At 45.0% G+C, this 13,760-nt stretch carries 9 protein-coding genes; 6 read left to right on the top strand and 3 right to left on the bottom strand.

What is annotated here, in order from left to right; genetic code table 11:
* Window positions 1–236: 236 nt before the first annotated feature.
* From uvrB to FGL37_RS04385, 4 genes are all read left to right on the top strand, one after another.
* Window positions 237–2,267, top strand: coding sequence for an excinuclease ABC subunit UvrB (gene uvrB, locus FGL37_RS04400; RefSeq protein ID WP_028072425.1), 2,031 nt, complete (start codon window positions 237–239; stop codon window positions 2,265–2,267).
* A gap of 223 nt (window positions 2,268–2,490) precedes the next feature.
* Window positions 2,491–3,522 (top strand): glutamate 5-kinase, encoded by a 1,032-nt coding sequence (gene proB / locus FGL37_RS04395; protein WP_028072426.1) that lies wholly within the window; start codon window positions 2,491–2,493, stop codon window positions 3,520–3,522.
* On the top strand, window positions 3,519–4,769 hold the full coding sequence (locus FGL37_RS04390; RefSeq protein WP_037534678.1) for a glutamate-5-semialdehyde dehydrogenase: 1,251 nt from the start codon (window positions 3,519–3,521) through the stop codon (window positions 4,767–4,769). The genes proB and FGL37_RS04390 overlap by 4 nt, the downstream gene beginning before the upstream one ends.
* Window positions 4,770–4,777: 8 nt before the next feature.
* A complete protein-coding gene (locus tag FGL37_RS04385) occupies window positions 4,778–5,182 on the top strand; it encodes a hypothetical protein (protein WP_028072428.1) in 405 nt (134 codons plus the stop codon).
* A gap of 56 nt (window positions 5,183–5,238) precedes the next feature.
* Here FGL37_RS04385 and FGL37_RS04380 read toward each other — a convergent pair whose 3' ends face one another.
* The gene (locus FGL37_RS04380) at window positions 5,239–6,375 is read right to left on the bottom strand and encodes an acyl-CoA dehydrogenase (protein WP_028072429.1); all 1,137 of its coding nucleotides are present in this window, start codon (window positions 6,373–6,375) and stop codon (window positions 5,239–5,241) included.
* Window positions 6,376–6,634: 259 nt separating this feature from the next.
* Here FGL37_RS04380 and FGL37_RS04375 point away from each other — a divergent pair, with 259 nt between their 5' ends.
* Window positions 6,635–7,270, top strand: a complete 636-nt coding sequence (locus FGL37_RS04375) for a peroxiredoxin (RefSeq protein ID WP_028072430.1) — start codon at window positions 6,635–6,637, stop codon at window positions 7,268–7,270.
* Between the two features lie 266 nt (window positions 7,271–7,536).
* Here the strand turns inward: FGL37_RS04375 and FGL37_RS04370 are convergent, their stop codons facing one another.
* Together FGL37_RS04370 and FGL37_RS04365 are read right to left on the bottom strand one after the other, a co-directional pair.
* A complete protein-coding gene (locus tag FGL37_RS04370; protein ID WP_051607376.1) occupies window positions 7,537–8,652 on the bottom strand; it encodes a S1 family peptidase in 1,116 nt (371 codons plus the stop codon).
* Between the two features lie 14 nt (window positions 8,653–8,666).
* The gene (locus tag FGL37_RS04365) at window positions 8,667–9,239 is read right to left on the bottom strand and encodes an RNA polymerase sigma factor (RefSeq protein ID WP_028072432.1); all 573 of its coding nucleotides are present in this window, start codon (window positions 9,237–9,239) and stop codon (window positions 8,667–8,669) included.
* A gap of 280 nt (window positions 9,240–9,519) precedes the next feature.
* Between FGL37_RS04365 and FGL37_RS04360 the strand changes: the two genes are divergently transcribed.
* Window positions 9,520–13,569 (top strand): glycoside hydrolase family 2 TIM barrel-domain containing protein, encoded by a 4,050-nt coding sequence (locus tag FGL37_RS04360; protein WP_028072434.1) that lies wholly within the window; start codon window positions 9,520–9,522, stop codon window positions 13,567–13,569.
* The last annotated feature ends 191 nt before the right edge of the window (window positions 13,570–13,760 follow it).

Raw genomic sequence — 13,760 nt, 5'->3', positions numbered from 1 at the left:
ATCAACTGAAAGTAATAACATCTGCAGCATTATTATGGTTTGATATAAAATGGTAAAAAAATTAGTAAATTTGTTTACAGACTATAGCAGGATATGGCCTAGACCACATGTTACGAATCACAGCATTTACAGCTCGCATCTTTTTTGTCGGAAGGGATGAATTTTTTCGCTGAGCCCGGACAGGTATTCGTGTACTGAAGAAGCTGAAATAATTTTCTTTAAGAAATTGGAATTGTATGAAATTTGAATTGACATCAGAGTATAAACCTACAGGCGATCAGCCAGAAGCAATTAAAGAATTGGTCGCCGGGGTGCTAGAGGGCGAGCAGTATCAGACTCTTCTAGGCGTCACAGGATCTGGTAAAACATTTACCGTGGCCAACGTAATTCAGGAGACGCAGAAACCGACTTTGATACTGAGCCACAACAAGACACTGGCCGCACAGTTGTATGGGGAATTCAAACAGTTTTTTCCCAAAAACTCTGTCAATTATTTTGTTTCCTATTATGATTATTACCAACCGGAAGCTTTTATTGCCTCGACCAATACCTATATCGAAAAAGACCTGGCCATCAATGAGGAAATTGAAAAACTGCGCCTTGCAACGACCTCTGCTTTGATGTCCGGCCGCCGGGATATCGTGGTGGTTTCTTCGGTATCCTGTATCTATGGTATGGGAAATCCGGAGGATTTTTCGCGGTCGATTTTTCGTTTCGGTGTGGGGATGACTGTCAGCCGCAACGCCTTTTTGCACAAACTGGTTGAAATCCTGTACTCGCGGACGACGACAGAGTTCAAACGCGGTACCTTTCGTGTTAAAGGGGATACGGTAGATGTGTTTCCGGCGTATCTGGACAATGCGATCCGGATTTCTTTTTTTGGTGATGAAATTGACGAATTGAGCGAGATAGATCCCGTTTCTGGCAAAACATTGAATAAAATGGAGGATCTCGCACTTTTTCCTGCAAACCTGTTTGTGACGCCAAAGGAGAAATTCAAGGAATCCATATGGGCTATTCAGGATGAATTGCTGCATCGCAAAGCGCAGCTCGAAGAGGAAGGGCTGATGCTCGAAGCCAAACGTTTGGAGGAGCGGGTCAACTATGATCTGGAAATGATGCGCGAATTGGGGTATTGTTCAGGTATAGAGAATTATTCCCGTTTTTTCGATGGCAGAAAACCCGGCATGCGTCCATTCTGCTTGCTGGATTATTTTCCGGAAGATTATCTCCTGGTCATTGACGAGAGCCATGTGACCCTGCCACAGCTGCGGGCCATGTACGGTGGTGACCGCTCGCGCAAAGTATCCTTGGTGGAGCATGGTTTCCGCTTGCCAGCTGCACTGGACAATAGACCACTGAACTTTCCTGAGTTTGAGTCTTTGACGAATCAGACTATCTATGTGTCAGCGACTCCGGGGGATTACGAACTGCAACAGACAGAGGGGGTTGTTGTGGAACAGGTTATTCGACCGACTGGGCTACTGGATCCGGTCATAGAGGTTCGTCCGGCAATCAATCAGGTGGACGATTTCCTGGAAGAAGTGGATAAAACCGTAAAAGATGGAGGGCGTGTCCTGGCAACGACGCTAACGAAGCGTATGGCGGAAGAACTCACAAAATATATGGCCAAGCTCAATTTAAAGGTGCGCTATATACACTCGGAAATCAAGACATTGGAGCGTGTGGAGATTTTGCGGGGACTGCGTCTCGGTGAGTTTGACATATTGGTTGGGGTGAATTTGCTGCGGGAGGGCCTCGATTTGCCCGAAGTGACCTTGGTGGCTATCCTCGATGCCGATAAAGAAGGATTTTTGCGGTCAGAACGTTCGCTTATACAGACCATTGGACGTGCCGCAAGGAATGACCGTGGGCGGGTCATCATGTATGCGGATAAGATGACGGATAGTATGCGCGTAACGATAGATGAAACAAACCGCCGAAGAGATAAACAGATGAAATACAATCTGGAGCACGGGATTACACCGAGAACGGTAGGTAAGACCAGGGAAGAGATCCTGGAGCAGACTTCAGTTGCGGATTTCTCTGCTGCTGAACCAAAAGTGTATGTTGAACCTGATCCGGCGCAGGCCGTAGCCGCCGATCCGGTGATGCAGTACCTCAGTGAAAAGGATCTGAAGAAAGCGATTGAAAATGTCCGTAAGAAGATGGACAAAGCAGCTAAAGAGATGGACTTTTTGGAAGCAGCCAAATATCGGGACGAAATGTTTTCATTGGAAAAGCTTTACGAAGAGCGTTTTTCCTAACCATCTTGTTTATCGCATTTAAGCGGGCACCAGGTTGGTTCTTCTTTTTTTTGAGCTCCTCATAAGAAGTGTATACTGCATCGAATTTGAATGGTGCAGTATTTTTCGTGTATACTGTTCGGCTTTGCTGTTGAATAATATTGTTCAATTGTTAACATATTTTGCGAAAATCAAATTCTTCTACCTAAATTAGGGCTTTAATCTAAACTAAAGCATACAATAAATGAAAAAGCCAATTCTGGTTGTCAAATTTGGATCGGCTTCTATCACCACGAAAGAGGGAGAAGTTGACGAACGTATTGTTTTGGAGATTGCCAGGCAGATTGCTTCCTTACAGAAGAAATATAATATTGTTCTGGTATCTTCGGGTGCTGTTGCTGCAGGAAAGCGTTTTCTCCCGAGTTACACCGGAACTTTATCGGAGCGGAAAGCTGCGGCGGCCATTGGGAATCCGATTCTCATCAATACCTATTCGACTTATTTCAGGCCTTTTAAGATTTCGCTTGCGCAGAGCCTGTGTGAAAGGCATCATTTTTCTAACCGCGATCAGTTCCTGCAGCTTAAAAATACCTATGAAGAGCTGTGGCGAAATAACGTTATACCGATTGCGAATGAAAACGATGTGGTAAGCAACAAAGAACTGAAATTTTCGGACAACGACGAACTGGCAACATTGATAGCTGTAGGCTTTGGTGCGGAGAAACTGCTGTTCAGTACCTCTGTTCCGGGGGTACTGGATACCGATAATAAAATCATAGACCGGATCGAGACGATCGACCGGGAGGTCCTTGGGCTGGCCCGAAAGGACAAGTCTGCTGTCGGTCTCGGAGGAATGACATCGAAATTGAATTTTGCGCGGCTGGCCAATCAGATGGGGATTGCTGTTGTGATTTTTAGTATGCAGACTGAAGATGCCATAAAGAAAGCGGTCAAGCACGAGACCGGTACCCTGTGTATGCCGGAGAGCAAGAAGATTTCTTCCCGGAAGAAATGGCTTGCGAGCGGCAGTCTAATCAAGGGTGAGCTGATGGTAGACAGGGGGGCTGAGGAAGCACTTTTAAAGCATAAGAGTCTACTTGCCGTTGGGGTAACGCGGGTCGTCGAACATTTTGAAAAAGGGGAGGTGCTGAATATTGTCAATTTGGATGGAGTCACTATTGCGGTTGCACGGGCCAAGATGGATTCGTCCTTATTCGCACAGTCCAGTAAGAAGAATTTGGAAATTGCACATGCAAATGATATCGTATTGTTATGAGTGAATCAATCGTAGAACAGTTACAGGCAGCGACCAGGGCCAAACAATTTTTACAGCAACTTGCTTCCGAAGCAAAAATCGGAATCTTGAATGCGATAGCGGCCGCACTTATAGATCAGGAGAAAGCTATACTTGAGGCCAATAAGCTGGATCTGGACCGGATGGATGATGAAGATCCGAAAAAAGACCGGCTATTGCTGAATAGTGACCGGCTGCTGGGGCTGTCAGAAAGTGTCAGGCAGATCGCTACACTGGCCGATCCGACAGATCAGCTGTTGCTTAAGAAAGTGCTGCCCAATGGGCTGGAGATAGAAAAGATTACTGTCCCATTGGGTGTAGTGGGCGTCATTTATGAATCGAGACCCAACGTCACGATTGATGTTGCAGCCCTCTGTATTCAATCAGGCAACGTGTGCCTATTGAGAGGCGGTTCGGACGCCTTATATACCAATGAAGCACTGCTGAAAGTAATATATGCAGTGCTGGAAGCAAGAAGCATACCCAAGGAGATCGTACAACTGCTACCGGTAGACCGCAAGCATGTATCAGAACTTCTGGAAGCTACCCGGTATGTGGATATCATTATCCCACGTGGTTCGCAGTCTCTAATCGATTTTGTGCGGGCCAATGCCAAGGTTCCTGTTATTGAAACAGGGGCTGGGGTATGTCATACCTATGTTGATGAGACGGCTGATCTTGATATGGCCGCAAAGATTGTAGCCAACGCTAAAATCTCGAGGCCTTCGGTCTGCAATTCGCTGGATACAGTATTGGTGGACCGGTCGGTAGCGGGAACCTTCTTGACTAAGTTAATTCCATATTTCGAAGAAGCTGGCGTCGAAGTTTTTGCCGATCCTGTTGCCTTCGAACTCATGCAGCATCAACATTTTGCAAATTTAGCAGCAGCAGAGGAGGCAGATTTTGGAAGAGAATTTTTAGATTTGAAGTGTTCGGTAAAAACAGTGGACGGATTGGACGAGGCGCTGTCGCATATTGAAAGATATTCGTCCAAACATTCGGAATGTATCGTTTCTTCCGATGAAGTTCATATTGAGCGTTTTCTGAACGTCGTCGATGCGGCTGCGGTTTATGTCAATGCATCAACGCGTTTTACCGATGGGGGAGAGTTTGGGTTGGGAGCCGAAATAGGCATCTCGACGCAGAAACTTCACGCCAGAGGGCCATTTGCCCTGGAAAAATTAGTAACAGAAAAATGGGTGGTCCGTGGTAATGGGCAAATCCGATAAAATAAATCATGGGATTAAGTTATAAGAAAGATGTATTGTTGAACTGGATCGAAGAGATCGGTAAATTTCTGCGCATATGGACAGAAGGCCACCATGCACTGACGGAGGCTGACGATCCTGCTGTATTTGACACTGCTTATCAGAAGTTCTTCGAAAAAGACAGGATACATTTCTTGCAGCTTGCTGAAAGTGATCTGATAGCTTATGTCAAGGCAGAGCTTCAGCCGCAGCAGCTGCGTCCGCTGGCATTGACCCTGCTGTTCGATGGTATGCAGGCGAAGCCTGATGAACAAAAGAACCTATTGGGCAAAGCAAAACTGCTTCTCAATCTGGCAATGACCGAAACAGCTAGTTTTGATTTTCAAGACTACCAATATCTGGCTTTGATTGACAGTAAATTGAACAACTCCTAAATGTCCCGGCGGCATTTAAACACAACAGCACTCCCGGTTACTAGCAATAAGAAGTTTTAACGTAGAATTTCACGGGCGATGACCAACCGTTGTATCTCAGAAGTTCCCTCGTAGATTTGTGTGATTTTGGCATCGCGCATCAGACGTTCGACATGGTATTCTTTCACATAACCATAACCACCATGGATCTGTATAGCCTCTACAGTATGCTTCATAGCTACCTCCGAAGCATGTAGTTTGGCCATAGCAGCTTCTTTACCATAAGGTAGCCCCTGATCCTTAGTCCAGGCCGCTTTGTAGGTCAATAGTCTGGCAGTTTCAATATCAACATCCATGTCAGCGAGTTTGAACTGTATCGCCTGATGTTCGGCAATTGGTTTTCCGAAAGTTTTCCTTTCTTTGGAATATGCGAGTGCGAGGTCGTAGGCGCCGGCGGCAATGCCCAGGGCCTGAGCTGCTATGCCGATGCGTCCGCCATCCAAGGTTTTCATGGCGAACTTAAATCCGAAGCCATCCTCACCAATGCGGTTTTCTTTTGGTACCCTCACATCAGAAAATAGCAGTGAGTGTGTGTCCGAACTGCGTATGCCCAGTTTATTCTCTTTAGGACCGATAGTGAAGCCCGGTAATCCTTTTTCCACAATCAGCGCATTGATTCCCTTGTGGCCTTTTTCGGGGTGAGTCTGCGCAATGACGATGTAGATATCGGCGTGACCGCCATTGGTGATCCAATTTTTGGTTCCATTCAACAGGTAATGGTCGCCTTTGTCCTCCGCGATGGTATGCTGTGACGTAGCGTCCGATCCCGCTTCAGGTTCGGACAAGGCGAAAGCGCCTAGCATTTCGCCTTTAGCCAGGGGGACAAGATACTTTTGTTTCTGTTCTTCGGTTCCGAAAGCATGGAGACCATATAACACCAGTGAGTTATGTGCTGAGACAATGACTGCGGTGGAAGCATCGATTTTGGCGATCTCCTCGAGCACTAGTACATAGGCTAACGTATCCATTCCAGAGCCTCCGTATATTTCGGGCGTCATAATGCCCATGAAGCCCAGTTCAGCCATTTTGCGGACAAATTCGGAGGGAAATTGAGCGTCTTCGTCGCGCTGTATCACACCCGCCTTTAGTTCTTGGGCAAACTCCCGCGCTGCATCACGGATCATCTTGTGTTCTTCGCTTAGTTCAAAGTTCATGGTCTACTAATTTGAGGTTTATCAATTATTTTTCGGATATGTCTACCCCTGTAGGCAATACGCTTTCAGCGAGTCAACGCTGTAAATCTGTCTATTTACCTGACTTACCCAAATATACGAATATATATTATGCAAGCATATTATTATATAAATAGATTTTTCATTTTAATCTAAGAATTTGGCCAATTATTTGTTTGCTAATTTTAATCTACTATATTTGTAGAGTATGTAGTTTTGAACAGATTTAAACAAAAAGATTATGAGTTTAAGATTAGGAGACGAAGCGCCAAACTTTAAGGCGCAGACAACCATCGGTGAAATTGATTTTCACGATTATATTAAAGATAGCTGGGTGGTATTTTTCTCACATCCGTCTGATTACACTCCGGTATGTACAACAGAGCTGGGCCGTACGGCAAAACTAAAATCTGAGTTCGACAAACGTGGTGTTAAAGCTATTGCCCTAAGTGTTGACAGCGTAAGTGATCATCTGGACTGGATCAACGATATTAACGAAACGCAGCAGACAGAAGTAAACTTTCCTGTCATTGCCGATGAGGACCGTCACATTGCGGAATTGTACGATATGATTCATCCCAATGCATCTGCAACAGCAACGGTACGTTCAGTGTTTATTATCGGGCCGGACAAGAAAATAAAGTTGACATTAACCTACCCCGCGTCTACAGGAAGGAATTTTGACGAGATTTTGCGCGTCATCGACTCTTTGCAATTGACGGCAGACTATCAGGTGGCTACACCTGCGGACTGGAAACATGGCGAAGATGTGATTGTCGTACCAGCTATCAAAACAGAAGATATTCCAGCTAAGTTCCCGAAAGGTTACAAGGAAATCAAACCGTATTTGAGGACAACGCCACAACCGAACCTGTAAGTGTTCGACAAAAGTGATGTGCCTGTTATGCAAACGTCAATCTTCCATAAGATTGACGTTTTTATTTTAACGGCTTATCGTCCTCTCTCTCTCTCCGTCGACGTATCTTAAGGTTATTTCCGTACGCTGGCCATTAGCTGATGTTACCGCAAACCTTGATAGCGCTGAAAATAGAATGTTTCTTTCGGACCGATAAAAAGAAGGTATTTTAAATAAAAAAAGGCAGTGCTTGAGCACTACCTTTTTTTGGGCATTAAAATTACAGTTTAATATACTTTGACCATATAAATATAGTCCTGTAGTTTTTTGATCTGTTCGGTTCTTGGCAGACCTGCCAACGTGTTTTTCTTATTAATTTTTACTTCAGCCGACAATGAGTCCGTTGGGATAGCTGCAATCGCATTCATTATGGATTTGGTTTTAATGGCAAATGCAGCACCATCGATTCCTCTTTGTTTACCCGATATAATTCCGATTACGTTTCCTTTGCTATCCAGTACAGGGCCGCCACTGTTGCCCGGGTTGACAGGGACAGAGATCTGATATGCAATCGTGTCTCCGGCGTAACCTGTGGATGAGCTGAGGTAGCCCTGCCCGTACACTGCTTCGTCTCTAGGAAAACCAATCGTATAGATATCTTCCCCTAAATCTGAAGTTGATGTTTTGAAGGTATAGGGCAGACTTTTAACCTTTTTGAAATTCTTATCTGCGATGTACAGGATCGCTAGATCCTTGCTGGCATCCGTATGGACAACCTGAGCTTTGTACGACTCGCCTTTACTGTTCTGTAAATAGATGGAATCAGCCCCGCTGATGACGTGGTAATTGGTGACCACATAACCATCGGTGGTGAGCATAAAACCAGTCGCACCAAATTGGCTTTCACCGGCCGTTACTGATTTCTTGTCATTGATATCCCTAATTGCTGCATTGTGCGCATTCACATTCTTTTTGACATTGTTCATATCACGGCGCAAAGCACTGTAATCAGAAGATGCTTTTTCCAGGTTGCTATAATAACCACTTAACCATAATGTGCCAAATACTGCAAATACGGCCACTACCGCCGCTACTAAAGAACTTGCTTTGATTCGCTCCCAAAGAGAAATAACAGCGGACTGTTTCATTGGAACCACTTTGGTGGTTCTGCTCTGAGATTGATGGTATTCTTTAGCTGATTTTGCCAATGCGTTTTTGAAATCAAGCCTTTGGCTTGTCTCTTTCATATGAGCAACAAAATCGCGATGTTGTTGTAATTGGGCAGCATAGGAAGGGTGTTCAGCACAGAAAGATTCGAATGCTGCTTGTTCTGCCGCTGCTAACTCGCCGCGGAGATATTGGTCAGCCCACTCGAAAAATTCGCTTTGATTCATTGTTCCCATGGTGTTACTCAAATTTACTCTGTTGAAAAAAATATTTTTTTCAGCCTCTGCAGGCATTTATATTTTTGAGTCTTGGCGTTATCTGTATTGGTGTAACCAAACTTTTCACAGATGTCCTGCATCGAGTGGTTTAAGATATAGAAATCATATAAGATGGTCTTACACGGTTCTCCCATTTTCTCCAGCGCCAGTTCCATTTGATCGAACTTCTTTTCGAGTTCTTGATGCTGCTGTAAATCTTCCTCCTCAAAAAGGGAATCTTCATAGCCGCTAATGTCACTATTGCCAAAACCAGCACGATTGAGCTGTTTAAGCCAAAGCCTTCGGCAAATGGAGTAAAGATATGTCTTTAGCTTGCTGCTGAGCTCAAAATCACCTTTGGTCACTTTGTCATAGAGCACGATTACAGCCTCCTGAAAGATATCTTTTGCTTCATCCTCACTTCCGTTGTTTTGCAGTATCATATGGCTTATGGAGGGGTAATACCGCTTATAGATAGTATCTATCGCTAAGCTGCTTCCGCCCTTAATGCCTTCAATGATTTGCTCATCATCTTCTAGCAGGATTGATTTACCGAATTTACTCACCTATTAATACCTTAATGCTTAAATTGTAACCCGTTGAAAAATGAAAATATTCAAAATATTTTCAAACGTAAACTTTTATTTGTTGAATGCGAAATCTATAATCAAAAATACAGCTTATTCCTTGAAAGCGAAAGCATTTGTTTTTTTGCTCTTCTATTCCAGTTGCTTGCTTTATTTTATGTATCGAAAAAGTTTCGCAATCGAGTGCTTTGACTATCTGCTTGTTATTCCTATAAAATGAACTTACATTTGGTCGTCCTGAATTAAAATGCTTACATACATGATGTTAAGAAAATCTATCTTTTTTTCAACCATTTTGGCCTCACTGCTGCCGTTCGGTTTTCGTCCCGCAGCCGCACAATCTCCTAACCCACATATCCCCGGCTTTCAGTATGAACACACGCTGGCCCCCAGTGGTCATGAATGGGAATCCCCCCAGCTATTGGCCCTCAATAAGGAGCTGCCACACGCCTCCTTTTTCTCTTTTAAAAACGTTGAAAGTGCCCGAAAAGTACTTCCAGAGCATAGTGATTTCTGGCTTTCTTTAAATGGGAACTGGAAATTCCATTGGGTAAAGACGCCGGAGGAGCGGCCAAAGGATTTCTTCGATCCCAGATACGATGTGACTGCCTGGGAGTCGGTCCCCGTTCCGATGAGCTGGAATATCTTTGGTATCCAAAAAGATGGCAGTCTAAAATACGGTGTGCCGATTTATACAAATCAGCGGGTTATCTTTCACCATCAGGTGAAAACCGATGACTGGCGCGGCGGCGTCATGCGGACGCCGGCAAAAGACTGGACGACTTACGTTTATCGCAATGAAGTAGGCTCATATAGACGTAACTTTACCGTTCCAGCAACCTGGGATGGCCGTGAAGTTTTTATCAATTTTGATGGCGTCGATTCTTTCTTCTACCTCTGGATCAACGGTAAGTATGTGGGGTTTTCAAAGAATTCAAGAAATGTAGCTTCGTTTAATATCACCACTTTTTTGAAGCCTGGAGCAGAGAACGTTCTGGCGGTTGAAGTCTACCGTAATTCGGATGCGTCATTTTTGGAGGATCAGGATATGTTCAGGCTTCCCGGCATATTCCGGGATGTCGCATTGACGTCGACCCCGAAAATACAGATACAAGATCTGGCAGCGATACCCGAATTGGATAGTAACTATGTGGATGGTACACTAAAAATCAGGACGAACGTCCGCAATCTGAGTGGTAAAAAAGCCGCTGGCTATAAGATTGCGTATTCCTTATACCAAAACGAACTATATAGCGACCAGAATACCTTAGTTGACCGGGCAGAAACGATCGCTGCCGTACCTGAACTCGATGCGAAAACGACACATACGATAGGGGCCATTTTGGCCGTAAAGCATCCAAATAAATGGTCTGCTGAATTACCTCACCGTTACACCCTGGTTGCAGAATTAAAGGACAGGAAAAACCGGACAGTGGAAGTAGTTTCGACCTATGTGGGCTTTCGGAAAGTTGAAATTAAGGACACCAAGGCCAGCGATGACGAATTTGGTTTGGCTGGACGTTACTTTTATGTCAACGGTAAGACTGTTAAACTGAAGGGTGTCAACCGGCACGAGACCAATCCCAAACACGGCAAGGTGGTGACCCGTGAACAGATGGAAGCCGAAGTGAGGTTGATGAAACGCGCTAATATTAACCATGTCCGTAATTCGCATTATCCTGAACCAGCATACTGGTATTATCTCTGTGATAAATATGGTATTTACCTTGAAGATGAAGCCAATATTGAGAGTCACCAGTATTATTATGGGAAAGAATCTCTTTCTCATGTGCCGGAATGGAAAGCAGCGCATGTGGCACGTAATATTGAAATGGTCCGTGCGACGATCAATCATCCTTCCGTGGTGATCTGGTCGCTTGGAAATGAAGCCGGACCGGGCAATAATTTTGTGGCAGCCTATGAAGCCATCAAGAAAATAGATACATCAAGACCTGTGCAGTATGAGCGGAACAACGCTATTGTTGATATAGGTTCAAATCAGTATCCTTCCATCGACTGGGTGAGGGGTGCCGTAAAAGGGACGTATAAGTTAAAATATCCCTTCCATATTTCAGAGTATGCGCATTCCATGGGCAATGCTGCCGGAAACTTGATCGACTATTGGGAGGCAATTGAATCGACCAACTTTTTCATGGGAGGCGCAATCTGGGACTGGATCGACCAGGCCATGTACTACTATGATAAAAATACCGGTGAACGCTTCCTGGCGTATGGAGGAGACTTTGGCGATAAGCCAAATGACGGTACTTTTGTCAACAATGGGCTAATATTTGCCGATATGAAACCCAAACCTCAGTATTACGAAGTAAAAAAGGTATACCAGAATGTGGCCGTCACCGCCATCAATATGCAAGCGGGTAAAATTGAGCTGTTTAATAAAAACTACTTCAAAGATCTGAGCGAGTATAATGCACGATGGTCGCTATATAAAGATGGCGTCGAGGTGGAGGGAAGCGGCGGCATCCTGCCTGCGTCGGAGCTACCTGGGCCACGTCAACGTAGGCAGATCGTGTTACCTATCGGTTATGAAAAACTGGATGCGGGCTCCGAATACTTTATAAAAGTACAGTTCTTACTGAAAGAGAACAGCGCCTGGGCGGATAAAGGCTATGTGCAGATGGAGGAGCAACTGTTTGTCAAAGCAGCTCAGAATAAACCGTCTATGGCTACAGTGGCAAAGGGCAGTACTCCTGTACTGAATAAAGAAGGTGATTTACAAGTTATAAAAGGCGAGCAGTTTGTCGCCAAATTTGACAATAAAACAGGCACGATTCATAGCCTGCTGTATGGCAATAAACAGATTATCCGCGAAGGCGAAGGACCTAGGCTGGATGTGTTACGCGCTCCGGTGGACAATGATAACTGGGCTTATCAACAATGGTTTGAGAAAGGGCTGCACAACCTCAAACATAAAGTGCTCTCGGCGGATAGTTATACCAGGAAAGACGGTGCGCTCATACTAACTTACACTGTAGAATCTCAAGCACCTTACGGAGCTTCCTTATTGGGGGGGACCTCAGGAACCTATTCTCTCAAGGAACATAGCGACAAGCCGTTTGGTGAGGACGACTTTAAATTCACGAGCAACCAGATCTGGACGATTTATAAAGATGGTTCGATTGAGCTGTCTTCGAGCGTGACATCGAATAATGCCAGTGTTGTGCTCGCGCGGCTGGGCTACTCGCTACAATTGCCGGGCGAATACCATAACTACAGTTATTACGGCCGCGGGCCGATCAATAATTATGCAGATCGCAAAACTGCACAATTTATTGAACTGCACAAAAGTACTGTAAAAGATCAGTTTGTGCCATGGCCTAATCCGCAGAGCATGAGTAATAATGAAGATGTCCGCTGGGCTGCCCTGACCAACGACAGCGGACAAGGTGTGCTCTTTGTTGCAAAAGACCGTTTGTCTACCTCTGCTTTGGAATATAGCGAGCTAGAACTCACATTTGCGCCACATCCACACCAATTACCCAGAAGTTCTGGCGTGCATCTGCATCTGGATGCGGCAGTTACGGGGCTAGGTGGGAATAGCTGTGGACAAGGGCCACCATTGGAAAAAGACCGCGTAAAGGCTGTTCCAACTTCGTTGGGCTTCCTTATCCGTCCGGTGCAACAGGCTAATTTAAGAGAACAGGCTCATGTCGCTGCAGCTGGAGACGTACCTATTTCGATTACCCGGGCTAGTAGCGGTGAGGTATCCGTTCTCTCTGAAAATGCCGTAGAGCCTATTGTCTATAGCGTGAACAATGGGAAAGCCAAGAGGTATACAGCAGCTTTTGACCTGCGTCAGGGCGGAAATGTGACGGCTTGGTATCAGGGGAATGAGAAATTGAAGGTGACGCAGCAATACACGAAAATTGAGACCGTACCTATGGAAGTTGTATTTGCTTCGAGTCAGGAGACGGGAGAGGGAAATGCAGCCAACTTGTTAGATGGGGATCCATCGTCCATCTGGCATACCATGTATTCCGTAACCGTCGCGCAATATCCGCATTGGGTTGATTTTGATGCCGGGAGTATAAAGACGATCAAGGGATTTACATTTTTGCCGAGGCAGGATGGTTCCAATGGTGATATAAAGGATTATAAAATTCAGGTAAGTAAAGATGGTAAAAACTGGGAAGATCTGATGTCGGCCTCATTCGAGCGCAGCAAAAAACTCAAAACTGTCCGCTTTGAAAATCCCGTTAAAGGGCGTTACATCCGGTTTACAGCGTTGAGCTCACAGCGCGGGGATGATTTCGCTTCCGGGGCAGAATTTGCTGTCATCGCTGAATAGACCATGCTGAAAATTTTTGGGAGCGACCACCTGCATCCGCAGGTGGTGGTTTTATGGGGAGATTACTGTAGCAAGTGGAACAACCGAGGAACTGGTGGAACAGATTAGGAGATGCCCTTCAAGAGCGTGGCAGTATGAGTTAAATAAACGCGGATAAGCATATAAACAAAAAAAGCATCATTTCCTTAAAT

The organism is Sphingobacterium thalpophilum (assembly GCF_901482695.1).
In the GTDB taxonomy this organism is placed as follows: Bacteria; Bacteroidota; Bacteroidia; order Sphingobacteriales; family Sphingobacteriaceae; genus Sphingobacterium; species Sphingobacterium thalpophilum.
The sequence above is the reverse complement of the archived record's forward strand: the minus strand, read 5'-3'. Positions and strand labels throughout refer to the sequence as shown.

Bases quoted from the DNA above. Each gene is read 5' to 3' on its own strand.
- uvrB (WP_028072425.1), top strand. From the start codon at position 237: ATGAAATTTGAATTGACATCAGAGTATAAACCTACAGGCGATCAGCCA.
- FGL37_RS04380 (WP_028072429.1), bottom strand. From the start codon at position 6,375: ATGAACTTTGAACTAAGCGAAGAACACAAGATGATCCGTGATGCAGCG.
- FGL37_RS04390 (WP_037534678.1), top strand. From the start codon at position 3,519: ATGAGTGAATCAATCGTAGAACAGTTACAGGCAGCGACCAGGGCCAAA.
- FGL37_RS04360 (WP_028072434.1), top strand. From the start codon at position 9,520: ATGATGTTAAGAAAATCTATCTTTTTTTCAACCATTTTGGCCTCACTG.
- FGL37_RS04385 (WP_028072428.1), top strand. From the start codon at position 4,778: ATGGGATTAAGTTATAAGAAAGATGTATTGTTGAACTGGATCGAAGAG.
- proB (WP_028072426.1), top strand. From the start codon at position 2,491: ATGAAAAAGCCAATTCTGGTTGTCAAATTTGGATCGGCTTCTATCACC.
- FGL37_RS04370 (WP_051607376.1), bottom strand. From the start codon at position 8,652: ATGGGAACAATGAATCAAAGCGAATTTTTCGAGTGGGCTGACCAATAT.
- FGL37_RS04375 (WP_028072430.1), top strand. From the start codon at position 6,635: ATGAGTTTAAGATTAGGAGACGAAGCGCCAAACTTTAAGGCGCAGACA.